This window comes from Streptomyces sp. NBC_01520 (assembly GCF_045040375.1).
GTDB lineage: Bacteria > Actinomycetota > Actinomycetes > Streptomycetales > Streptomycetaceae > Streptomyces.
This window is the reverse complement of sequence record NZ_CP109404.1, coordinates 5,678,784-5,702,475: the sequence shown is the minus strand read 5'-3', so window position 1 is coordinate 5,702,475 and position 23,692 is coordinate 5,678,784. Positions and strand designations below refer to the sequence as shown.

At 71.3% G+C, this 23,692-nt stretch carries 16 protein-coding genes; 5 read left to right on the top strand and 11 right to left on the bottom strand.

Translation table 11 applies throughout. The features are described from left to right. Positions 1-58: 58 nt before the first annotated feature. On the bottom strand, positions 59-694 hold the full coding sequence (locus OG524_RS26045; protein ID WP_405388442.1) for a TetR/AcrR family transcriptional regulator: 636 nt from the start codon (positions 692-694) through the stop codon (positions 59-61). 235 nt (positions 695-929) lie between these two features. Between OG524_RS26045 and OG524_RS26040 the strand changes: the two genes are divergently transcribed. Then, on the top strand, positions 930-3,221 hold the full coding sequence (locus tag OG524_RS26040) for a glycoside hydrolase family 3 N-terminal domain-containing protein (protein WP_405811758.1): 2,292 nt from the start codon (positions 930-932) through the stop codon (positions 3,219-3,221). 134 nt (positions 3,222-3,355) lie between these two features. On the opposite strand, the gene pruA is transcribed toward OG524_RS26040, so the two are convergent. Both pruA and OG524_RS26030 read right to left on the bottom strand, forming a co-directional pair. After that, positions 3,356-4,987 carry an L-glutamate gamma-semialdehyde dehydrogenase gene (gene pruA, locus OG524_RS26035; RefSeq protein ID WP_405388444.1) on the bottom strand — a complete coding sequence of 544 codons (1,632 nt, stop codon included), beginning with the start codon at positions 4,985-4,987 and terminating at the stop codon, positions 3,356-3,358. 93 nt (positions 4,988-5,080) lie between these two features. Then, positions 5,081-6,007 (bottom strand): proline dehydrogenase family protein, encoded by a 927-nt coding sequence (locus tag OG524_RS26030; RefSeq protein WP_405388445.1) that lies wholly within the window; start codon positions 6,005-6,007, stop codon positions 5,081-5,083. Positions 6,008-6,195: 188 nt separating this feature from the next. On the opposite strand from OG524_RS26030, the gene OG524_RS26025 reads away from it, so the two are divergent. After that, on the top strand, positions 6,196-7,353 hold the full coding sequence (locus OG524_RS26025) for a PucR family transcriptional regulator (protein WP_405811757.1): 1,158 nt from the start codon (positions 6,196-6,198) through the stop codon (positions 7,351-7,353). 79 nt (positions 7,354-7,432) lie between these two features. Here OG524_RS26025 and OG524_RS26020 read toward each other — a convergent pair whose 3' ends face one another. From OG524_RS26020 to OG524_RS25990, 7 genes are all read right to left on the bottom strand, one after another. Continuing rightward, the gene (locus OG524_RS26020) at positions 7,433-8,005 is read right to left on the bottom strand and encodes a hypothetical protein (protein ID WP_405811756.1); all 573 of its coding nucleotides are present in this window, start codon (positions 8,003-8,005) and stop codon (positions 7,433-7,435) included. Positions 8,006-8,167: 162 nt separating this feature from the next. Beyond that, complete coding sequence (gene serA / locus OG524_RS26015) at positions 8,168-9,760, bottom strand: phosphoglycerate dehydrogenase (RefSeq protein ID WP_405388450.1); 1,593 nt, start codon at positions 9,758-9,760, stop codon at positions 8,168-8,170. A gap of 285 nt (positions 9,761-10,045) precedes the next feature. Further along, complete coding sequence (ilvC, locus tag OG524_RS26010) at positions 10,046-11,047, bottom strand: ketol-acid reductoisomerase (protein ID WP_405388451.1); 1,002 nt, start codon at positions 11,045-11,047, stop codon at positions 10,046-10,048. A gap of 132 nt (positions 11,048-11,179) precedes the next feature. Then, positions 11,180-11,707, bottom strand: coding sequence for an acetolactate synthase small subunit (gene ilvN / locus OG524_RS26005; protein ID WP_385490368.1), 528 nt, complete (start codon positions 11,705-11,707; stop codon positions 11,180-11,182). A 21-nt stretch (positions 11,708-11,728) separates the two neighbouring features. Next, positions 11,729-13,582, bottom strand: a complete 1,854-nt coding sequence (locus OG524_RS26000) for an acetolactate synthase large subunit (protein ID WP_405388453.1) — start codon at positions 13,580-13,582, stop codon at positions 11,729-11,731. Positions 13,583-13,799: 217 nt separating this feature from the next. After that, positions 13,800-16,619 carry a putative bifunctional diguanylate cyclase/phosphodiesterase gene (locus tag OG524_RS25995; protein ID WP_405388455.1) on the bottom strand — a complete coding sequence of 940 codons (2,820 nt, stop codon included), beginning with the start codon at positions 16,617-16,619 and terminating at the stop codon, positions 13,800-13,802. A gap of 267 nt (positions 16,620-16,886) precedes the next feature. Then, positions 16,887-17,849, bottom strand: coding sequence for a 2-hydroxyacid dehydrogenase (locus OG524_RS25990; protein WP_405388456.1), 963 nt, complete (start codon positions 17,847-17,849; stop codon positions 16,887-16,889). A gap of 130 nt (positions 17,850-17,979) precedes the next feature. On the opposite strand from OG524_RS25990, the gene OG524_RS25985 reads away from it, so the two are divergent. From OG524_RS25985 to OG524_RS25975, 3 genes are all read left to right on the top strand, one after another. Beyond that, the gene (locus OG524_RS25985) at positions 17,980-18,936 is read left to right on the top strand and encodes an aldo/keto reductase (RefSeq protein ID WP_405393092.1); all 957 of its coding nucleotides are present in this window, start codon (positions 17,980-17,982) and stop codon (positions 18,934-18,936) included. 120 nt (positions 18,937-19,056) lie between these two features. Further along, entirely contained in the window at positions 19,057-20,214 is a 1,158-nt protein-coding gene (locus OG524_RS25980; protein ID WP_405393093.1) for a PQQ-dependent sugar dehydrogenase, read from the top strand. A 34-nt stretch (positions 20,215-20,248) separates the two neighbouring features. Further along, positions 20,249-20,521 (top strand): DUF6191 domain-containing protein, encoded by a 273-nt coding sequence (locus OG524_RS25975; protein ID WP_405388457.1) that lies wholly within the window; start codon positions 20,249-20,251, stop codon positions 20,519-20,521. A 57-nt stretch (positions 20,522-20,578) separates the two neighbouring features. Here OG524_RS25975 and OG524_RS25970 read toward each other — a convergent pair whose 3' ends face one another. Continuing rightward, positions 20,579-23,692: an AAA family ATPase gene (locus OG524_RS25970; protein ID WP_405812503.1), complete on the bottom strand. Its 3,114-nt coding sequence runs from the start codon at positions 23,690-23,692 to the stop codon at positions 20,579-20,581.

Here is a 23,692-nt window from a genome sequence, read left to right as displayed (position 1 = left end):
GCGGACACGGTGGACCGCGACCGGAAACACGGTGAACCACCCCTGGGCGTACGGGTGTTCAGAGCCTGATGGTGAGCTGCGTCTGGATGTGGGCACGCAGGACGCCCGCCATGTCTGTCGCGCAGTCGGCCAGCAGCCACTGCACCTGGAGCCCGTCCATCAGGGCGATCAGCTGCTGTCCCGCCGCCTGCGGGGCGATCCCGTCCCGCAGGGCGCCCTCGTCCCGCGCCTGGAGGTAGGCGAGTTCGGCGTCGGCGACGGAATTGCGGTAGCGCCGCACGAAGTACGCGTGCGCGGGGTGGTCCGCGGAGGTGGCTTCGGCGGAGACCACGGTGAACAGCTCGACGATGCCGCGCCGCTCGGCGTTCAGCGCGGCCAGCTCGGCGAATCTGCGCAGCCGGTCGACGCCCGTCGTCCCGCCCGCCGACAGCCATTCGCCGTCCACCTCGTCACGGTGTTCGAGCACCGCTAGCAGCAGGGACTCCTTGGTCGGGAAGTGGTGCAGCAGCCCGGGGTGCGACATCCCGCACCGGGTCGCGATCACGCGCAGCGAGGCACCCCGGTAGCCGGCTTCGCCGAACAGGGACATGGCCTGGCCGAGGATCTCGCGTCTCTTCGCCCGGCCCTTCGCGTAGCCACGCCGCGCTTCGTTCGCCCGGCCCTTCGCGTAGCCACGCTGCGCTTCGGCGGTCACGCGCCACTCTCCCGTGTCCTGTCGGCTGTCGAGGTCCGGCGGGCGGCTGTCGGCAGTCGGCGGTCGAAGTCACGCAGTCCGCCGCTGCCGAGGCCCGGCCGGCTGTTCGTCTGCCGGTCCGGCCGTCGTCACCGATCAGATTCGCACACCGGATCCACTTCCCGCGAAAGATACCTACCAGGTGGTCGGCATTGACCCTAAGGTGGACCCGAACCGTGTCGTGAAAGGACCCCCCGTGGCCCCCTCCCTGCCCTATCTCGACCCCGCGCTGCCCGTCGCCGACCGGGTCGAGGACCTCCTCGGCCGTATGACCCTGGCCGAGAAGACCGGCCAGATGCTCCAGCTGAACGCCAAGGACGGGGTACGGCACCTCATCGAGGACCTGCACGTGGGTTCGATCCTGCACGCCTCGCCCGAGCGCGTCCTCGAAGCCGCGGCGGTCACCGGGGAGACGCGTCTGCGCATCCCGCTGCTGGTCGCGGAGGACTGCATCCACGGCCACTCCTTCTGGGAGGGGGCGACGATCTACCCCACTCAGCTCGGGATGGCCGCCACCTGGGACCCGGAGCTCCTGGAGCGCATCGCGAGGGCGACGGCCGTCGAGGTCGCGGCGACCGGTGTCCACTGGACGTTCTCCCCGGTCCTGTGCATCACCCGTGATCTGCGCTGGGGCCGGATCAGCGAGACGTTCGGCGAGGACCCGTTCCTGATCGGCGAGCTCGCCTCGGCGATGGTCCGCGGCTACCAGGGCGACGGCCTGGCCGACCCGACGGCGGTCCTGGCGTGTGCCAAGCACTTCGCGGGCTACTCCGAGACGCAGGGCGGCCGTGACGCGAGCGAGGCGGACATCTCGCGGCGCAAGCTGCGCTCCTGGTTCCTCCCCCCGTTCGAGCGGGTCGCCCGCGAGGGCTGCCGTACGTTCATGCTCGGCTACCAGTCCATGGACGGCGTACCCGTCACGGTGAACAACTGGCTGCTGAACGAGGTGCTGCGCGGCGAGTGGGGCTACACCGGCACCCTGGTCACGGACTGGGACAACGTCGGCCGCATGGTGTGGGAGCAGCAGATCTACGCCGACTACACCCAGGCCGCCGCCGCGGCGGTCCGCGCGGGCAACGACATGGTGATGACGACGCCGAAGTTCTTCGAGGGGGCGCAGCAGGCCGTCGAGCGGGGCACCCTCGACGAGGCGGAGATCGACGCGGCGGTCCGGCGCGTCCTGACGCTGAAGTTCGAGCTGGGCCTGTTCGAGAATCCGCGCCACCCCGACGCGGCGCGGCAGGCCGAGGTCATCGGCAGCGCGGGGCACGCCGTGCTGAATCTGGAGGCCGCCCGCCGTTCGCTGGTCCTGCTCACCAACGACGGCACCCTGCCGCTGGCCGGCGGGCTCGTGGCGGGCCGGGACGGGCGGGCCGTCGCCGGTGCGGGAACGGCTCCGCGTACGGTCGCCGTCGTCGGGCCCAACGCCGACGACGCGCAGACCCAGCTGGGAGACTGGGCCGGTGCCTCGGGCCAGGCGGACTGGCTGCCGGACGGCCACCCGCGCGCCATGATCCGTACGGTGCTCGACGGCTTCCGCGCACACGCCCCGGCCGACTGGACCGTTTCGTACGCGCGGGGTGCCGGGATCCTCACCGTGGGGCCCGACCCGGAGGGGGAGTTCTTCCCCGACGGGCAGCCGCGCCCCGAGGTCGTCGTACCGGCGGAGCCCGACGAGGCGCTGATCGGTGTGGCGGTCGCCGCGGCCGAGGCCGCCGACTACGTCGTCGCCGTCGTGGGCGACCGCATCGAGCTCGTCGGCGAGGGGCGCTCCACCGCGACCCTGGAACTCGTCGGTGACCAGGTCGCGTTGCTCGACGCGCTGGCCGCGACGGGCAAGCCGCTCGTCGTGGTGGTGATCAGCTCCAAGCCGCTGGTCCTGCCGCCGTCCGCGCTCGGCGCCGCGGCGATCGTGCACGCCTTCAACCCGGGGATGGAGGGCGGCCGGGCGGTGGCCGAGGTGCTGCTCGGGCTGGTCGAGCCGTCGGGCCGGCTGCCGGTCTCCTTCGCCCGGCACGCGGGGCAGCAGCCGACGTACTACAACCAGATCCGTGGCCAGCACGGCACCCGGTACGCGGACCTCACCCAGCGTCCGGCGTTCGTGTTCGGCGAGGGTCTGAGCTACACGACGGTCAGGTACGCGGACCTGGAGGTGCTGACGACGGCCGTCGGGCCTGCCGACACGGTCCGCGCGCGCGTCACCGTCCACAACACCGGCGCCCGGCCGGTGCGGGAGACCGTTCAGGTGTACATCAGCGACACGGTGACGTCCGTGACGTGGGCCGAGAAGGAGCTGAAGGCGTACCGGCAGGTGACGCTCGCCCCGGGTGAGGCGCGCGAGGTGCTGGTGGAGCTGCCCGTCGAGGCGTGCACGCTCGTGGACGCCGAGGGCCACCGGGTCGTGGAGCCGGGTGACTTCGAGCTGCTCGTCGGTCCGTCCTCGCGCGACGACGTCCTGCTGCGGGCGGGCTTCACCGTGAAGGGCTGATCCACGGCGTCCGGGGCTTCTTGCCCTGCGTGCGACGGGGAGCCCGGAAATGGAAGCCGCCCCCCGGCCGGCAGGGGGGCCGGTCGGGAGGCGGAGTGCGGGGCGGGGCGCCGCGGTGGGCGCCCCGGAGGGCGTCAGCCCTGGTGGGGGTAGGTGTAGTCGGTCGGCGGGACCAGCGTCTCCTTGATGGCGCGGGTCAGTGTCCAGCGCTGCAGGTTCTGCGGGGCGCCCGCCTTGTCGTTGGTGCCCGAGGCACGGCCGCCGCCGAAGGGCTGCTGGCCGACGACGGCACCGGTCGACTTGTCGTTGATGTAGAAGTTGCCCGCGGCGTAGCGGAGCTTGTCCATCGTGTACGCGGCCGCCGCACGGTCGTTGGAGATGACGGCGCCGGTCAGCGCGTAGTCGGAGACCGACTCCATCTGCTCCAGCATGGCGTCGTACTTCTCGTCCTCGTAGACGTGGACGGCGAGGATCGGGCCGAAGTACTCGGTGGTGAAGACCTCGTTGGCCGGGTCGTCGCACACGATGACGGTCGGGCGGACGAAGTAGCCGACGGAGTCGTCGTACGTACCGCCGGCGACGATCGTGCAGGACGGGTCGGCCTGGGCGCGGTCGATCGCGGCCTTGTTCTTCGCGAACGAGCGCTCGTCGATGACGGCGCCGATGAAGTGCGACAGGTCGGTGACGTCACCCTGGGTGATGGAGTCGACCTCGGCCGCGAACTCCTCCTTGAAACCGGAGTTCCAGATGGAGGCGGGGACGTACGCCCGGGAGGACGCGGAGCACTTCTGGCCCTGGTACTCGAACGAGCCACGGGTCAGCGCGGTCTTCAGGACGGCACGGTCGGCACTGGGGTGCGCGACGACGAAGTCCTTGCCACCGGTCTCGCCGACGAGCCGCGGGTAGGTGCGGTAGTTGGCGATGTTGTTGCCGACCGTCTTCCACAGGTGCTGGAAGGTGGGGGTCGAGCCGGTGAAGTGGATGCCGGCCAGGTCGCGGTGGTTCAGCGCCACCTCGGAGACGGCCTTGCCGTCGCCCGTGACCAGGTTGATGACGCCCTTGGGCAGACCCGCCTCCTCCAGGAGCCGCATCAGCAGCACGGCGGCGTGGGTCTGCGTCGGGGACGGCTTCCACACCACGACGTTGCCCATGAGGGCGGGCGCGGTCGGCAGGTTGCCCGCGATGGCGGTGAAGTTGAAGGGCGTGATCGCGTAGACGAAGCCCTCGAGCGGGCGGTGGTCCATGCGGTTCCACACGCCGGGAGAGTTCGCCGGGGGCTGCTCGGCGAGGATCTGGCGGGCGTAGTGCACGTTGAAGCGCCAGAAGTCGACGAGTTCGCAGGGACAGTCGATCTCGGCCTGCTGGGCGGTCTTCGACTGTCCGAGCATCGTGGACGCGGCCAGCGTCTCGCGCCAGGGGCCGGCCAGCAGCTCGGCGGCGCGCAGGATGATCGCGGCGCGGTCGTCGAAGGACATCGCGCGCCAGGCCGGGGCGGCGGCGAGGGCGGCGTCGATCGCGTCCTGCGCGTCCTGCTCCGTGGCACCGGCGAACGTACCGATGACGGCCTTGTGGTTGTGCGGCTGTACGACGTCGAAGCGCTCGCCGCCACCCATCCGCTTCTCGCCGCCGATGGTCATCGGCAGGTCGATCGGGTTCTCGGCGAGCTCCTTGAGCTTCGCCTCCAGGCGGGCCCGCTCGGGGGAACCCGGGGCGTAGGAGTGGACCGGCTCGTTGACCGGCGCGGGGACCTGGGTCACAGCGTCCATGAGTGCCTTGTCTCCTTGGTTGGGGTGGGTGGTCGGCCGGGCGGGTCCGCCCTTGGTTCAGCTCTTGGCTCAGCTCTTGGCTCAGCCCTTGGTTCAGCCCTTGGTGAGGACGGAGCGGGCGAAGAACAGCAGGTTGGCCGGCTTCTCCGCGAGGCGGCGCATGAAGTAGCCGTACCAGTCGGTGCCGTACGCCGTGTAGACGCGCATCCGGTGGCCCTCGGCCGCGAGCCGGATCTGCTCGTCGCTGCGGATGCCGTACAGCATCTGGAACTCGTACTCGTCCAGCTTGCGCCCGGCCTGGCGGGCGAGCTCCTGGCCGATGGCGATGAGGCGCGGGTCGTGGGAGCCGATCATCGGGTAGCCCTCGCCCAGCATCAGGATCTTCAGGATCCGGACGAACGCCTTGTCGATCTCCGGCTTCTGCTGGTACGCGACGGAGGCGGGCTCCTTGTACGCGCCCTTCACGAGGCGGACCCGGCTGCCCATGGCGGCGAGGCGGCGGGCGTCGTCCTCGGTGCGGAACAGGTAGGCCTGGATCACACAGCCGGTCTGCGGGAAGTCCTTCCGCAGTTCCTCGTGGATGGCGAACATCGAGTCGAGGGTGGTGTGGTCCTCGGCGTCCAGCGTGACCGTGGTGCCGATCGCGGCGGCGGCCTCGACGACCGGGCGGATGTTGGCGAGCGCCAGCTCGTGGCCGTCATCGAGGGACTGGCCGAACATCGACAGCTTGACCGACATCTCGGCACCGGTACCGAGGCCGAGGTCCTTGAGGCGGTCGATCAGTTCCAGGTAGGCGTCACGGGCGGCGGCGGCCTGCTCGGGGGTGGTGATGTCCTCACCCACGACGTCCAGGGTGACCTCGAGGTCCTGGTCGGCCGAGTCCTGGACGATCCGGATGACCTGGTCGACCGTCTCACCGGCGATGAACCGGTCGACGACCTGCTTGGTGCCCGGGGCGGCCGAGACGAAACGTCGCATCTTGTCGCTGCGGGACGCGGCGAGAATCACGGGACCCAGCACGGGGCACCTCCACGGAGGGACGGAAAGCACGAAGGAGGGCCGTATCGGTATGCATCTGAACAGACCGGGACGGCACGGAGAACCACCGTGAAATCTAAGGATCCATCCGATCGTGTGCCATCGACACCTGTCACGCATCTGTGGCCGCCACCTCAGACATTTGTCTGAAGGGGTGCGAGAATGACCGGGTGAAGGGCGATTACCAGGAGCTGGTCGACGAGATCTCCGCGCTGCTCGGCGCCCCTGCCACCCTGGAGGACCGGGATTTCGGCCTGGTCGCCTTCGGGGCCCATGACAGCGACGACGACACGGCCATGGACCCCGTCCGCACGCGCTCGATCCTCACCCGGCGGTCCACCCCGGCCGTCCGCGCCTGGTTCGAAGGTTTCGGCATCACCCGCGCGACCGGACCGGTCCATATCCCGGCCGCTCCGGAGGCGGGGGTGTTCCGCGGCCGGATCTGCCTTCCGGTACGCCATCGGGGTGTCGTCCTCGGGTACGTGTGGCTGCTCGACCGGGATCCGGCGCCCACCGAGGGACAGCTGGCGGCGGCGATGGAGGTCGCGGCCCGGATCGGGGCGCTCCTCGCCGACGAGGCGCGGGCGGGCGCGGACCTGTCCCGGGAGTTCGGCGCGGCGCTCGCCGCGGGGCGGGGCCGGCAGCACGACATGGCCGTGGCCGCCCTGAGCGAGGCCCTCGGCCCGGACGCGGAGGGGCTGCACACGGTGGTGTGCGTGACCCCGTGGCCGGGGGAGACCCCGTCGGTACGTACGGTGCCGTCGACGGCGGCCCTCGCCATGGTCACCGCGACGGGAGTGGGGACGGGAGCCGGTGCGGCGTCGCTCGCCGCGCTCGTCCGGCTGCGCTCCCCCGACGTCCTGGACCCGGCGACGACGGCCGCGGACCGGCTGCGCGCGACCGCGGCGCCCGACGCCACGGCCGGGATCGCGGTCGCCCGCCGGGGCTTGGCGGAGCTGGCCGTGTCCTGGCACGAGGCCCGGTCCGCCGCCCGTGCCGCCGCCGCCGAATCCCGCTTCGGACCGGTCGCCGGCTGGCCCGCCATCGGCCCGTACCGGCTGCTGGCCGCACTGCCCCGGCACTTGGGCACCGCCCCCGACCACACGGTCCGCACCCTGCTGACCCAGCCGCACACGGAACTGGCCCGCACCGCCGAGGTGTTCCTCGACTGCGCGGGCCAGGCGAGCCGGGCGGCGGCGGAGCTGGGCATCCACCGCCAGACGCTCTACTACCGGCTGACAAGGGTCCAGCAGCTCACCGGGCTCGACCTGAACGACGGCGAGGACCGGCTGCTGCTGCACATGGCGCTGAAGGCTGCTCGTCTGTGAGGCGGCACGCACCCACGGCCTGATGTGGGACCGCGCGCACCCAGGCCCTGCTGCGCGGTGACCCTGCGCGGGCGTTCGCTCAGGCGCCGGGCTCCCGGACGGCCGGAGCCGTGCTGTCGGTGACGCGCAGATCCCTCCGCATCGCCTCACGCAGCTCATGGAGCAGATCCCGCGCCTCGTCGGTCCCGGCGCCTACGGCGTCCAGCGACCCGCCCTCCCCCGCCGTTCCGCTCTGCTCCGCCTTGAGCAGTCCGTACGTACGGCTCAGCGCCGCGTTGGCCCGCCGGGCGACGTCGAGCAGCGTGTCCGGGACGATCATCTGGGCTTCCGCGTACGACTCCAGGTAGGCGGTACGGCACTCCTCCACCTCGTCCGCGCCCTCCTCCGGCCAGGTACCGCGCCGCAGCGCGTGGACCCGGTCCCGCAGGGCGGTGAGGTATCGGCGGGCCGTGGTGTTCAGCACCACGTAACCGGACCGGCGTGCTTCGAGCACCGCCTCCCGGGAGCGTTCCTCGTGTTCGGCCCGGCGCTGCCGCTCGGCGTGCTCCAGCTCCCGCCGCTTCACGCGGTCCGCGCTGCGCTGGGCCAGCCAGGTCGCCGCCAGCGTTCCGCAGACGCCGATCAACGCGATGAGAATCGCACCGGTCTCCACCGTCCAGCCCTCCGTCGGCCGTCGTCCCCCCAATACCGGAGGCCGACCCTATCGCGGCACCCGGCCCGCGCCTGCGGCCCGTCCGCCGGTCCCCGGACAGCGGCGCACCCGGCAGGCGGACGGATGTCTGCCTGCCGGGTGCGGTCGCCGTACGGCGGTGGATCAGGCGGTGAGGTTCACCGAACGGGCCGAGGCGGCGCCGATCTCCTCGGCGATCTCGGTCAGGACCGACTGCGGGATGGTGTCGTCGACGGTGAGGACGACGAGCGCCTCGCCGCCCGCGTCCTGCCGCGAGACCTGCATGCCCGCGATGTTCAGCCCGGCCTCACCGAGGATCTTGCCGACGGCGCCCACGACGCCCGGACGGTCCTCGTACCGCAGGACGACCATGTGGTCGGCGAGCGCCAGGTCCACGTCATGCTCGCCGATGCCGACGATCTTCTGGAGGTTCTTGGGGCCGGCCAGCGTGCCGGAGACCGCGACCTCCTCGCCGCTGGACAGCGTGCCGCGGACGGTCACCACGTTGCGGTGGTCCGGCGACTCGGAGCTGGTGGTGAGGCGGACCTCGACACCGCGCTCCTGCGCGAACAGCGGGGCGTTGACGTACGACACGGTCTCGTCGACGACGTCCTCGAACACGCCCTTGAGCGCGGAGAGTTCGAGCACCTTCACGTCGTGCTGGGTGATCTCGCCGTAGACCTCGACGTCGAGGCGGGCCGCGACCTCGCCCGCGAGCGCGGTGAAGATACGGCCGAGCTTCTCGGCGAGCGGCAGTCCGGGACGTACGTCCTCGGCGATGACACCGCCCTGGACGTTGACCGCGTCGGGCACGAGCTCACCGGCGAGCGCGAGGCGGACGGACTTGGCGACCGCGATGCCCGCCTTCTCCTGCGCCTCGTCGGTGGAGGCACCGAGGTGCGGGGTGCAGACGACCTGGTCGAACTGGAACAGCGGGGAGTCCGTGCAGGGCTCCTTGGTGTACACGTCCAGACCGGCTCCGGCGACCCGGCCCTCCTTGAGGGCGGAGGCGAGCGCCTCCTCGTCGACGATGCCGCCGCGTGCGGCGTTGACGATCCGCACGGAGGGCTTCACCTTGTGCAGCGCCTCGTCGCCGATCAGGCCCAGCGTCTCGGGCGTCTTGGGGAGGTGCACCGTGATGAAGTCGGAGACCTCGAGCAGCTCGTCCAGCGAGAGGAGCTTGACGCCCATCTGCGCGGCGCGCGCGGGCTGCACGTAGGGGTCGTACGCGACGATCTTCATGCCGAAGGCGGACATGCGCTGGGCGACCAGCACGCCGATGCGGCCGAGACCGACGACGCCGAGGGTCTTCTCGCTGAGCTCCACACCCGTGTACTTGGAACGCTTCCACTCGCCGTTCTTCAGGGCGGTGTTGGCCTGCGGGATGTTGCGCGCGGTGGCGACGAGCAGGCCGCAGGCGAGCTCGGCGGCCGTGACGATGTTGGAAGTCGGCGCGTTGACGACCATCACACCGGCCTTGGTGGCCGAGGAGACGTCGACGTTGTCCAGACCGACTCCGGCCCGGGCGACGACCCGGAGCTTCTTCGCGGCGGCGATGGCCTCGGCGTCGACCTTGGTGGCGGAGCGCACCAGGATCGCGTCGGCATCGGCGATCGCGGGGAGGAGTGCGGCGCGGTCCGCGCCGTTGCAGTGCCGGATCTCGAAATCCGGACCCAGAGCGTCGACCGTGGCGGGCGACAGCTCTTCAGCGATGAGTACGACAGGTTTCGAGCTCACGTGTGTCCTCACAAGTCCAGTGCGGACGGCCGTCCCGACGGCCGCAGGCGGTGGAGGGGCTAGCCGCGTGGAGACGCACGACACTGTGGGCCCTGACGCGTATATGTGTTGAGCAGTGTAGTCATGCGACCGGACGCATTCCGCGCTCCGGTGGAAGGATCACCCGCACGAGGCGGACGGCTTGTACGAACGTACGGCACCGTTCCTGCCACCGCCCCTCCCCGCAGTGACACGGGGGTGAGCCGGCCCGGGGGCGGGTCCGTGCGGACCCGCCCCCGGCAGGACTCAGGCGTCGTCGTTGTCGACCCAGCTCATGAGCTTGCGCAGTTCCTTGCCGGTGGTCTCCAGCAGGTGGTCGCTGTCGGCCTTCTTGTACTCGTTGTACTTGGGCAGACCGTTGTGGTACTCGGCCATCCAGGCGTTGGCGAAGGTGCCGTCCTGGATCTCGGTGAGGACCTTCTTCATCTCGGCCTTGGTGGCGTCCGTGATGATGCGCGGGCCGGTGACGTAGTCGCCCCACTCGGCGGTCTCCGAGATGGACCAGCGCATCTTCTCCAGGCCGCCCTCGTACATGAGGTCGACGATGAGCTTCAGCTCGTGCAGGCACTCGAAGTACGCGATCTCCGGCTGGTAACCGGCCTCGGTCAGCGTCTCGAAGCCGGCCTTGACCAGGGCGGCGGTGCCACCGCAGAGGACGGCCTGCTCACCGAACAGGTCGGTCTCGGTCTCCTCGGTGAAGGTCGTCTTGATGACGCCGGCGCGCGTGCCGCCGATGCCCTTCGCGTAGCTGAGGGCGAGCTCCAGGCCCTTGCCGGTGGCGTCCTGCTCGACGGCCACGATGCACGGGACGCCGCGGCCCTCCTCGTACTGGCGGCGGACGAGGTGGCCCGGGCCCTTCGGGGCGACCATGCAGACGTCGACGTTGGCCGGCGGCTTGATGAAGTCGAAGCGGATGTTCAGGCCGTGGCCGAAGAACAGCGCGTCGCCGTCCTTGAGGTTGTCCTTGATGGACTCCTCGTAGACCTGGGCCTGGATCGGGTCCGGGACGAGGATCATGATGACGTCGGCCTCGGCGGACGCCTCGGCGGGGGTCACCACGCGCAGGCCCTGCTCCTCGGCCTTGGCCTTGGACTTGGAGCCCTCGTGCAGACCGACTCGGACGTCGACACCCGAGTCGCGCAGCGACAGCGCGTGGGCGTGGCCCTGGCTGCCGTATCCGATGACCGCGACCTTGCGGCCCTGGATGATGGACAGGTCGGCATCGTCGTCGTAGAACAGCTCGGCCACTGGGTCTTCTCCTTGGTGTGCAGGTGTTGCGTCCCACCGTACGGCGGGGTGCGTCAGAAACGTTGTCGGGTCTCGCGATGCGAGCGGTCGGGGCCCGTCCGGCGGATCAGGCCCCGGTGCCGCCCGGGATGATTACGCCGAGCGGTCGAGCGCGCGCAGAGAACGGTCGGTGATCGAGCGCGCTCCGCGCCCTATGGCGATCGTGCCGGACTGGACGAGCTCCTTGATGCCGAACTGCTCCAGCATCTTGAGCATGGCCTCCAGCTTGTCGGCACCTCCGGTGGCCTCGATCGTGACGGCCTCCGGGGAGACGTCCACGGTCTTGGCGCGGAACAGCTGGACGATCTCGACGATCTGGGAGCGGGTCTCGTTGTCGGCGCGGACCTTCACCAGGACGAGTTCCCGCTGGATCGCAGCGGACGGCTCGAGTTCGACGATCTTCAGGACGTTGACCAGCTTGTTGAGCTGCTTGGTCACCTGTTCGAGGGGCAGGCCCTCGACATTCACGACGATGGTGATGCGGGAGATGTCGGGGTGCTCGGTGGTACCGACCGCGAGCGAGTCGATGTTGAAGCCGCGCCGGGAGAACAGGGCCGTGATCCGGGCGAGGACACCTGGCTTGTTCTCGACCAGGACGGAGAGGGTGTGCTTGCTGGACATGAGTCTGTCTCTCTCTGTCTCTCAGTCTTCGTTGTCGCCGAAGTCGGGGCGGACACCGCGGGCTGCCATGACCTCGTCGTTGGAGGTGCCGGCGGCGACCATCGGCCACACCATGGCGTCCTCGTGGACGATGAAGTCGACGACGACCGGGCGGTCGTTGATCGCGTTGGCCTCGGCGATGACCTTGTCCAGGTCGGCCGGGTCCTCGCAGCGGATCGCGTGGCAGCCCATGGCCTCGGACAGCTTGACGAAGTCCGGCACCCGGGTGCCCTTGGCCGGGATGCCGTCCGTGTCGGCGCCGGAGTGCAGCACGGTGTTGGAGTACCGCTGGTTGTAGAACAGGGTCTGCCACTGGCGGACCATCCCGAGCGCGCCGTTGTTGATGATCGCGACCTTGATCGGGATGTTGTTGAGCGCGCAGGTGGTGAGTTCCTGATTGGTCATCTGGAAGCAGCCGTCGCCGTCGATCGCCCAGACCGCGCGGTCCGGCATGCCGGCCTTGGCTCCCATCGCGGCCGGGACCGCGTACCCCATCGTCCCGGCGCCGCCGGAGTTCAGCCAGGTGGAGGGCTGCTCGTAGTTGATGAAGTGCGAGGCCCACATCTGGTGCTGGCCGACGCCCGCGGCGAAGATCGTGCCCTCGGGGGCGAGTTCACCGATGCGCTCGATGACCTGCTGCGGCGAGAGGCTGCCGTCCTCCGGCAGGTCGTAGCCGACCGGATAGGTCTCGCGCCACCGGTTGAGGTCCTTCCACCAGGCGTCGTAGTCGCCGGTGTGGCCCTCGGTGTGCTCGGCCTGGACCGCCTGGACGAGGTCGGCGATGACCTCGCGGGCGTCACCGACGATCGGCACGTCGGCGGCGCGGTTCTTCCCGATCTCGGCGGGGTCGATGTCGGCGTGCACGATCTTGGCGTACGGCGCGAAACTGTCCAGCTTGCCGGTGACGCGGTCGTCGAACCTGGCCCCGAGCGCGACGATCAGGTCGGCCTTCTGCAGCGCGGTGACGGCGGTGACCGAACCGTGCATGCCGGGCATTCCCACGTGCAGCGGGTGGCTGTCGGGGAAGGAGCCGAGCGCCATCAGGGTGGTGGTGACGGGCGCTCCGGTGAGCTCTGCCAGGACCTTCAGCTCCGCGGTGGCACCGGCCTTCATGACGCCGCCGCCGACGTACAGCACCGGGCGCTTGGCCTGGGTGATGAGCTTGGCGGCCTCGCGGATCTGCTTGGCGTGCGGCTTGGTGACCGGGCGGTAGCCGGGCAGGTCCATCGACGGCGGCCAGCTGAAGGTCGTCTTCGCCTGCAGCGCGTCCTTGGCGATGTCGACGAGGACCGGTCCCGGGCGGCCGGTGGAGGCGATGTGGAAGGCCTCGGCGATGGTGTGCGCGATGTCCTCGGCGCGGGTGACCAGGAAGTTGTGCTTCGTGATCGGCATGGTGATGCCGCAGATGTCGGCTTCCTGGAAGGCGTCGGTGCCGATGGCCGCGGAGGCCACCTGGCCGGTGATCGCGACGAGGGGCACAGAATCCATGGCCGCGTCGGCGATCGGGGTGACCAGGTTGGTGGCACCGGGGCCCGAGGTGACCATGCAGACACCGACCTTGCCGGTGGCCTGCGCGTACCCCGTGGCCGCGTGACCGGCACCCTGCTCGTGGCGGACCAGGATGTGACGGACCCGGGTGGAGTCCATCAGCGGGTCGTACGCCGGAAGGATGCAACCGCCAGGGAGGCCGAATACGGTGTCGGCCCCGACTTCCTCGAGAGAGCGGATGAGGGACTGCGCGCCCGTGAGGTGCTCAACGGAGGCGGAGGACGGTCCGCCGTTACGGGCCCGCGGCTGCGGGTGCTGGGCCCCGGTGGCCTGCTCGGTCATCGGCATTCTCTTCTCGAAGCTGAGGGTTTATGCGGGGTGTTTGTGGGGTTTTGGGTGGCGCCGGTGCAACAAAAAACCCCTCGTGCCGTGAGGCAAGCGAGGGGAGCGCGCCGGTGCGGTCTGCAGGGTGTCCATGAGTGACCCTGCTTCAGCCGACGCGCTTTCCAAGTACGAGAATTCGGGTGCGCATGGCATTGACCCTCTCTCCGGCACGCGTGCGGTGTCAAGTGGGTGGGACGGGGGTCTCATTATGTGAACGGCTCTGGAGCGGGATCGAGCCGCCCGCGAGCACGGGCTGAGCAGCCGGGCAGCCGCTCGGGACGGGGTACTTCCCACGGATCAGGGTGCGCCGCAGCCGGTACTCGTCGAGCGGTCCGGCGAAGGCCATGCCCTGCCCGTGCGTGCACCCCATGGCCCGCAGCGCGCGCAGCTGCTCGGGTACGTCGACCCCGTCGGCCACGGACTGCACGCCGAGGTCGCAGGCGATCCGCAGCAGCCCGCTGGTGATCTTGTGCAGCCGCGCGGACTCGACGATGCCCTCGACCAGGCCACGGTCCAGCTTCAGTACGTCGATGGGGAGCCGGCGCAGGGCGTTGATCGCGGCGTATCCGCTGCCGAAGCCGTCGAGCGCGATCCGGACGCCGAGCCTGCGCAGCGCGACCAGCCGTTGTTCGAGCTCGTCGAAGGAGACTCTCGGGTCGCTGTCGGACACCTCGATCATCAGGGCGCCGGAGGGCAGTCCGTGCCGGGTGAGGAGTGCCTCGACGGAGCCGAAGGGCGGGGTCCGGTCCAGGAGCCGGCCGGCCGGCACCCGGACGGAGACCGGGACCTGGAGTCCGGCCCTGGCCCGCTCGGCGGCCTGCTCGACGGCCTCCTCCAGCAGCCAGCTGCCGAGCTCGGCGGCACGGTCGCCACCGTCGGCGACCCGGAGGAATTCGGCGGGGGTGAACAGGATGCCCTGGGTGGAGCGCCAGCGCGCCTGGGCGGCGACGGCCGCCACGGTGCCGCTGGCCAGATGGACGACGGGCTGGTGCAGCAGGGCGAACTCACCCTCGCGCAGAGCGGTGCGGAGCCGGGCGGCGCGCTCGGAGCGTCGCACCACCTCGGCCTGCATCTGGGGGGCGTACAGCTCGACCCGGTCCTTGCCGCCGGCCTTCGCGCGGTACATCGCGAGGTCGGCGTTGCGCATGAGGTCCTTGGGCGTGATGGAGGGCTCGGCGAAGGCGACGCCGATGGAGGCGGCCACCCGCACCTCGCCGGCGCCGATCCGGTACGGCTGCGAGAGCGTGAGACGCAGCCGGTCGGCGATCTCGTGGACCTGGCACTCCCTGGCGGCCTGGTCGCGGGTGCCGTCGCCGACGATGAGCGCGGCGAATTCGTCGCCCCCGAGGCGTGCCGCGGTGTCCGAGGCGCGGACGGACTCGTGGAGGCGGCGCGCGGCCTGGATGAGGAGCTCGTCGCCCGCCTGATGGCCGATGGAGTCGTTGACGGCCTTGAAGCCGTCGAGGTCGATGAAGAGGACGGCCGTGCCCGGATCACCGGCCCGCCGGCCGAGGGCCTTGCCGACCCGGGCCGTGAACAGGGCACGGTTGGGCAGGTCGGTGAGCGGGTCGTGCTCCGCGTTGTGCTGCAGCTGGGCCTGCAGCCTGACCCGTTCGGTCACGTCGCGGCTGTTGAGCAGCAGGCCGCCCTGGTGGCGGTTGACGGTGGACTCGACGTGGAGCCAGTCGCCGGTGCCCGACCGGAAGCGGCACTCGAACCGGGTGGTGGGCTCCTCGCGGGACGGGGCGGCGAGGAACCGCCGCACCTCGTGGACGACTCCCCCGAGGTCCTCGGGGTGGATGATCGACGCCAGCTCGGTCCCGACGAGGTCCTCGGCCTCGCGCCCGTAGACGCCACCGGCGGCGGGGCTCACGTAGCGGAGGACGCCGGTGGGCGCGGCGATCATGATGACGTCGCTGGATCCCTGCACCAGGGAGCGGAAGTGGTTCTCCTTCTGTGCCAGTTCCTGGGTGAGGGCGATGTTGTCGAGGAGCATGATGGCCTGGCGGACGACCAGGGCGAGCACGACCGCGCAGCCGGTGAGGACGACGACCCGGTCGACCGCGCGGCCCTCGACCACGTTGTAGAGGATGCCGAGGGTGCAGACGGCGGCGGCCAGGTACGGCGTGAGCGCGGCCAGGGAACCGGCGATCGGGCGGCTGGTGGTGCGTGGCTCGCGGCCGGGCGCGACAGCGTTGTCCTCGACGCTGCGGGCGCCCCAGGGCGCGTACGCCAGGAGCAGCGAGCCGGCGAACCAGCCGGCGTCCAGCAGCTGTCCGGAGCTGTAGGCGGAGCGCAGCAGCGGTGAGATGAACAGGGCGTCGCACAGCACGGTCAGGGCGAGCCCGGCGATGGCGGTGTTCACCGCGGAGCGGTTCACGTTGACCCGCCGGAAGTGCAGGGCGAGCACCATGGAGACCAGCACGATGTCGAGGAGCGGGTAGGCGAGCGAGAGCGCCGCCCGGGCCACGCTCTCGCCCTCGGCGTTGGCGACGTGAGCGGTGTGGGCGAGTGCGAGGCTCCAGGAGAGCGTCAGCAGGGACCCGCCGATCAGCCAGGCGTCGAGCACCAGGCAGACCCAGCCGGCCCGGGTCACGGGCCGTTTGGCGAGTACGAGCAGCCCGACGATGGCGGGCGGCGCGAAGCAGAGGAAGAAGAGGTCGGCGAGGGACGGGGAGGGCACGGGGCGGCCCAGCACCACCTCGTACCACCCCCAGACCGCGTTGCCTCCGGCGGCCATGGCGGAGGAGAGCGAGAAGAGCAGCCATGCGGGCCGGAACCGGATGCCGCTCGTGCGGGCGTAGAGGAAGCACGACACGGCGGCGACGAGAGCGGCGACGCTGAGTCCGAAGTCGCCCATGAACAGGGCCAGTCCGGGCGAGCCCCAGCCGGTGGCGGCCCCTACCGCGTACCCCGCGCAGATGGCGGCGAGGAGCAGTTGGGAGCGCAGGCCCGCGCTCCGGTGGGCCGGTCGGCAGAGCAGGGCCCCGAGGGCGCTCACCGCAGAGCCCCCCGGGTCGGGCCGGGTGCCCTCGGCGCCACCGGCCGCCCCTGTCCGCCGCGCCGCACCGGATCGTCTGTCCACTGGCCGCACATCGTCCGTCGCCCCCTCGCGTTCCGCTTCCTCCTCGACGCCGTCCCTGCCACGACGCAGCCCCCCTCCGGACGATACACCAGAGTCGTCACTCAGCGACATAGTTTCTCTACGCTCCGTGACCACCAGGGGGGTTGTGGGTACGGTGCGCAGTCGGACCGATGCGCGGCGTGTTCAATCGGTCGTGAGTACGAGGTTGTCGACAGGCTGTCCAGCTGCGAACCGGGTGAGCTGTGCGGCGAGCAGCCGCTTGGCGCGTGGCAGGAACGCCGAGGTGCTGCCGCCCACATGGGGTGTGATGAGGACGTGGGGAGCATGCCAGAGGGGGTGGCCCGCGGGCAGGGGTTCCGGGTCGGTGACGTCGAGTGCGGCCCGCAGACGCCCGGATTCGAGCTCGGCGAGCAGCGCCGCGGTGTCCACCACCGGCCCCCGTGCGACGTTCACGAGGAGTGCGCCGTCCCGCATCGCGGCAAGGAAGCCCGCATCCACCAGCCCTTGTGTGGACGGGTTCAGCGGGGTGGACAGGATGACGACGTCCGCCGCGGGGAGCAGGGCGGGCAGTTCGTCGAGTGCGTGCACGGGACCGCGCCCGGTTGCCCGTGCGGAGCGTGCGACGCGCACCACCCGCGCGCACTCGAAGGGTTCGAGCCGGTCCTCGATGGCCGCGCCGATCGATCCGTAGCCCACGATGAGGACGGACTTGTCGGCGAGCGCCGGGTAGAAACCGGACCGCCACTCCTCCTTGTCCTGGCCGTGCACGAAGCCGGGGAACCCGCGCAGCGAGGCGAGGATCAGGGCGAGCGTCAGTTCGGCGGTGGACGCCTCGTGCACCCCCTTGGCGTTGCAGAGCCGCACCCCGGCGGGCAGCAGGCCGAGCCCCGGCTCCACGTGGTCGATGCCGGCGGAGAGCGTCTGCACGACCCGGACCGCGCTCATGGCCTTGAGCGGACGGACCGCGACCTCCGCGCCCTTCATGTACGGAACCACGTAGAAGGCGCAGTTCGCGGGGTCCGCGGGGTAGTCCCGGCCGCCGTCCCAGAATCGGTAGTTGAGACCCTCGGGGAGTCCCTCTATCTCTTCGGCGGCGATCGGCAGCCAGACGTCGGTCGAGGGCGTCGGAGTCCGTGTGGAAGTCATGGTCAGGAGGCTATGCGAAGGGCGCGGGGCGGCAGAGGCTACTTTGGGGGCCGTGTGGTCCCGTGACGGCGGGACCGAGGGAGGGTTCGGGGAGTTGGAGCGCAGGACGATCGGCTCGGCGGCGCTCGCCGTGGGCGCGGTGGGGCTGGGCTGTATGCCGATGAGCTGGGCCTACAGCACGTCGCAACAGCGTGGTGACCGCTCGCTGCGGACGGTGCACGCCGCACTGGACGCGGGCGTCCAACTGCTCGACACGGCCGACATGTACGGCCCGTTCACCAATGAGCTGTTGATCGGGCGGGCCCTCAGGGGACGCAGGTCGCAGGCGTTCCTCTCGACCAAGTGCGGTCTGCTGGTCGGCGATCAGCACGTCGTGGCCAACGGGCGGCCCGGATACGTACGCCGGGCCTGCGACGCCTCGCTGCGGCGGCTGCAGACCGATGTGATCGATCTGTACCTGCTGCACCGGGCCGACCCGGAGGTGCCGGTGGAGGAGACCTGGGGCGCGATGGCGGGCCTGGTCGCGGCGGGCAAGGTGCGGGCCCTGGGGCTGAGCGCGGTGGGTGCGCGCGCCGGGCGGCGGCCGGGGGCGCGGATGCATGACGGAACGATCCGGCAGTTGGAGCGTGTGCAGCAGGTCTTTCCCGTGAGCGCGGTCCAGGCGGAGCTCTCCGTGTGGGCGCCGGAGGCTCTGGAGGACCTGCTGCCGTGGTGTGTGGCGCGGGGTGTGGGTGTGCTGGCCGCGACGCCGCTCGGGAGCGGCTACCTGACGGGGACGCTGAAGCCCGGCCAGGGCTTCGAACCGGACGATGCGCGGGCCAGGCACCCGCGCTTCACCGCGGAGATGATGGCGGCCAATCAGCCGGTGGTCGCGGGTCTGCGGCGGATCGCGGAGCGGCACGGCGCGACTCCGGCGCAGGTGGCACTGGCGTGGGTGCTGCGGCAGGGCCGCCATGTGGTGCCGGTGCCGGGTGCGAAGCAGGAGCGGTGGGCCGTGGAGAACGCGGGTGCGGCGGCCGTGGTGCTCACGGACGGGGATCTGGCGGAGATCGCCGGGCTGCCGCGGGCCCGCGGGTCGTGGGACTGATCGCGCGGCGGGAGAATTGGCGGAGATCGGAACCCGCGGCGGAGCGGCGGTGTATGAACGGTGGTCATGCTCACCGTCGAAAGGATCGGTGCTGTGCAAACTCCTGCGGTGCGCAAGGGGATGGTGGCCGCGTTCGCGTCGGCCGCACTGCTGCTGTCGTCCGCCTGCTCGTCGGACGGCTCGGCGGCCGGCGGGAAGGACGCGTCCTCTCCTCCGGCGAGTGCCTCGTCCACGCCTGCGGCCTCGTCGAGCCCGGTGGCCGACCTGCCGCCGGCGAAGGGCTCGGTGGATGTCGTGTCGACGCTCACGGAGGGCCTGGCGTCCCCCTGGGGGCTGGCGGCGCTGCCGGGCGGTGATCTGCTGGTGGCCTCGCGCGACGGGGCGACGATCAGCCGGATCGACGGGAAGAGCGGCAGGAAGACACTGCTGGGCTCCGTGCCCGGCGTCGCACCGGCCGGTGAGGGCGGTCTGCTCGGCCTCGCGGTCGCGCCGACGTTCGGCGCGGACCATCTGGTGTACGTGTACTTCACCACGGCCTCGGACAACCGCATCGCCCGCCTGCAGTACGACGAGGAGAAGCCGGCCGGGCAGCAGCTGGGCGCCCCGGACACGATCCTGCGGGGCATTCCGAAGGGTTCCGTCCACAACGGCGGCCGGATCGCGTTCGGCCCCGACCGGATGCTGTACGCGGGCACCGGCGAGACGGGCGACACGGGCCTCGCCCAGGACAAGTCCTCACTGGCCGGCAAAATCCTGCGGATGACGCCGGACGGCGAGCCGGTGCACGGCAACCCCGAGGCGGACTCAGTCGTGTACTCGTACGGGCACCGCAATGTGCAGGGAATGGCCTGGGACGGGGACAAGCGGCTCTGGGCGGCCGAGTTCGGCCAGGACACCTGGGACGAGCTGAACAGGATCGAGCCGGGGAAGAACTACGGCTGGCCCGAGGTCGAGGGCGAGAAGGGTGAGTCCGGTTACGTCGACCCGGTCGCCCAGTGGAAGACCTCGGAGGCGTCCCCGAGCGGCATCGCGTTCGCGGAGGGTTCGATCTGGATGGCGGGGCTGCGCGGCGAGCGGCTGTGGCGGATCCCGTTGTCGGGTACGGCGGCCGAGGAACCTCTCGCACCACCCCAGGCGTTCCTGGAGGGGAAGTACGGCCGGCTGCGGACCGTGGTCACCGCGGGCGGTGACAAGCTGTGGGTGGTCACGAGCAACACGGACGGACGTGGCACCCCCGATTCGGGGGACGACCGGATCCTGCTGCTGAAGGTGCGGTAGCGCGCCGGGGCGGCCTGTCGGAGGGAGCGCGCCGGTGTTCAACTTCTTCGAGGAACTGTTCGCGCCCGGCCGCAAGCACACGGCCGAGGAGCAGAAGCGGCTGGAACTGAGCCGGGTCGACCTGGGCATCGGCGACCCGGCGAGGGGCCCGATAGACCTCACGTCGGGCAAGGTGACCCTCCGCCACCCGACACGGACCGAATCAACCCCGCCCGACGACCGAGAACACCCCACACCGGCGAAATCAAGCCCGTCCGGCGACCGAGAACACCACACACCGGCCGAATCAAGCCCGTCCGACGATTGAGGACACCCCACCGCAGCCCGAGCCCCGCCCCCGTCCGGCCCGAGGACGAACCCCCGTTCACCCCACCGCGTACAACCGGAACCGATGTGCGAGTGCGGCCGCCTCGCCCCGGCTGGAGACGCCCAGCTTGGCCAGGATGTTGGAGACGTGCACGCTCGCGGTCTTCGGCGAGATGTACAGCTCCTCCGCGATCCGGCGGTTGGTGTACCCCGCCGCCACCAGCCGGTGCACCTCCTGCTCCCGTGATGTCAGCCCGAACGACTCGATCGCGTCCACCGCGGGCCCGGGATCCGGCTCGTCCTCCTCCCCGGCAGGATCCACGGCCCCCCTGGAGCCCTCGGAACCCGCCCCGGCGAGCGCGATCCGCGCCCGCCCGGCCAGCAGTTCGACGCTCTCGGCGAGCGGTCGCGCCCCGAGCCGCTCCGCCACCGCGTGCGCCTCACGCAGGAGCCCCGCGGCCGCACCCCGGTCACCGGACGCGGCGAGTATCGCTTCCGCCCAGCGGTGGCGGACCTGCGCCAGTTCGTACGGCCGCTGCAGCGGCGTGAAGGCCACAGCCACGCGGGCCCAGTCCTCCGGGGTGTCCGTCCCCTCCGCCCGGGCCAGTTCCGCCTCGATCAGCAGACCGTGGGCGGCCCATACGGGCACGAGTGTCGGCAGCCGCTTGAGATGGCTCCGGATCCGGGCGAGGACCGCGGGCCGCCCCGGTTCCATGACGGGCAGTCCGCGCGCGTCGGCCTCGACCGCCGCGGCCACGTACAGCAGCGGCAGGGCGTAGCGCTGGGTCCCCGGCGGGAAGGCCTCCTCGGGGTGCGCCTCGAACGCGGCCCGCGCCTCGGGGAGCCGGCCCTGCTGGGCGGCCAGTGTCATGGCGTACCGGACGGGGCTGATCAGATGCTGGGGCTGCGGATCGTGCTGGCCGAAATAGCGTCGGCTCAGCGCCAGTTGCTCCTCGGCCTCGCCGACGTCACCGCGGGCGAGTGCCAGCTCGGTGCGGCGTGAGGCGACGAGTCCCTGGGACTTGAGGGACTGTGCGAGGAGCGCCGCCGCGTCGATGGCCGCCCGGCTCTCGTCCCAGTGCCCCAGCGAGAAGTAGGACTGTGCCTGGTTGGCCCGGACCCAGGCCTCGGAGTCGGGGACGCCGTGGCTGTGGCAGACCCGGATGCCATGGTCGGCGGCGGCCACGGCTTCCAGGGAGCGGCCGGTGGACTCCAGCGAGGACGGCAGGTTGATGCTGGCGCGGCTCGTCACTCCCACCAGGTGCAGCTCGTCGGCCCGGTCGCGGACGGCGTACATCTCGGCGAGCCCTTCCTCGACCCCGCCCGCGTCGATGGTGAGCCAGCCGCGGGTGAGCCGGGCGTGCAGCTCGGTGTACTCGTCGCCGACGAGGCGGGCGTACTCCACGGCGCGGTCGGCCGCGGCCAGTGTCTCCGGGCCGGGCCGGTGCAGGGCGCCCCAGCTCGCGACGTTGGTCAGCACGTCGGCGTGCACCGAGGACGGGCTCAGGCCGCGCACCAGCTCCTGGGCCGTGGCCAGCTCCTGCCATCCGTCGCCCCGGGTGAGGTTCTGCGTGAGCAGGGAGCGCTGCACCCAGAACCACGCGGCGCGCAGCGGGTCGGCGTCGCCGTCCAGGACGCGCAGGGCCTTCTTGGCGATGGCCAGGGCCCGTTCGCGGTCGCCGCCGAAGCGGGCGGCGACGGTGGCCTCGGCCATCAGGTCGAGGTAGCGCAGCGGCGCCGTCCCCGGGTCGCGGCCGCAGCCCGGGTAGACCTCGGCGTAGTCCAGCGGGCGCAGGGTGGCACGGACCTCTTCCGGTACGTCGTCCCAGAGCTCCATGGCCCTTTCCAGCAGGCGCAGTTGCTCGGAGTGGGCGTAGCGGCGGCGGGCCTCGACCGATGCGCCGAGGACTGCCGGGAGGGCTTTGGCGGCGTCGCGCGCGGCGTACCAGTAGCTCGCGAGCCGGGCGGCGCGTTCGCCGGCGCGTACGAGGGACGGGTCGGCCTCCAGCGCTTCGGCGTAGCGCCGGTTGAGGCGGGTGCGTTCGCCGGGCAGCAGGTCATCACTGACGGCCTCACGGACCAGGGAGTGCCGGAAACGGTACCCGTCGGAATCGGAGGCCGGCAGCAGGAGGTTGGCGCCGACCGCGGCCCGCAGCGCTTCGTCGAGGTCGTCCTCGGTGAGCCCGGCGACGGCGGCCAGGAGCGGGTGTTCGACGGTGGAGCCGCCCTCGGCGACGATCCTGGCGATCCGCTGGGCGTTCTCGGGCAGCGCCTCGACACGTACGAGGAGGAGGTCGCGCAGCGAGTCGGAGAGCCGGGAGCTGTCGCCGCAGCACTCCACGCTGCGGGCGAGCTCCTCGACGAAGAAGGCGTTGCCGTCGGAGCGTTCGAAGATCTCGTCGACGAGCGCGGCCTCGGGAGTCACGGCGAGGATGCCGGTGAGCTGCCGGCCGACCTCCGAGCGGCTGAAGCGGTCGAGCTCGATGCGGCGCACCGTGCGGAGCCGGTCCAGCTCGGCCAGGAGGGGGCGCAGCGGGTGCCGACGGTGGACGTCGTCGGCACGGTACGTCCCGACGACGACGAGGCGGCCGTCGCGCAGGGTACGGAAGAGGTAGGCGAGAAGGTGCCGGGTGGAGGCGTCGGCCCAGTGCAGGTCCTCCAGGACGAGGACGACCGTACGGGCGGCGGACATGCGCTCCAGCAGCCGGGCGGCGAGTTCGAAGAGGCGGGCGGTGCCGTGTTCGTCGTTCGCCGCCCGGTCCGCCTCGCCCAGCTCGGGGAGCAGCCGGGCCAGTTCGCCCTCCTGTCCGGCGAGGGCCTCGGCCAGTTCTTCGGGCAGGGCGTGGCGCAGGGCGCGCAGCGCCGTGGAGAACGGGGCGTAGGGCAGGCCGTCGGCCCCGATCTCCACACAGCCTCCGACGGCCACGACGGCTTCGCGACGGCAGGCCGCCTTGAGGAACTCCTCGACGAGCCGGGTCTTGCCGACCCCTGCCTCGCCGCCGATGAGCAGTGCCTGCGGTTCCCCTGCCGAGGCACGGGCGAGCGCGTCGGTGAGCGAGGCCAGTTCACCGGCTCGGCCGACGAACACGGGGCTGACGGTGTTGGTCTCCACGTCGCCGAGCATCGCACACGGGTCCGACACCGTGGTGGCGGCAGGAGCGCGGACGTCCAT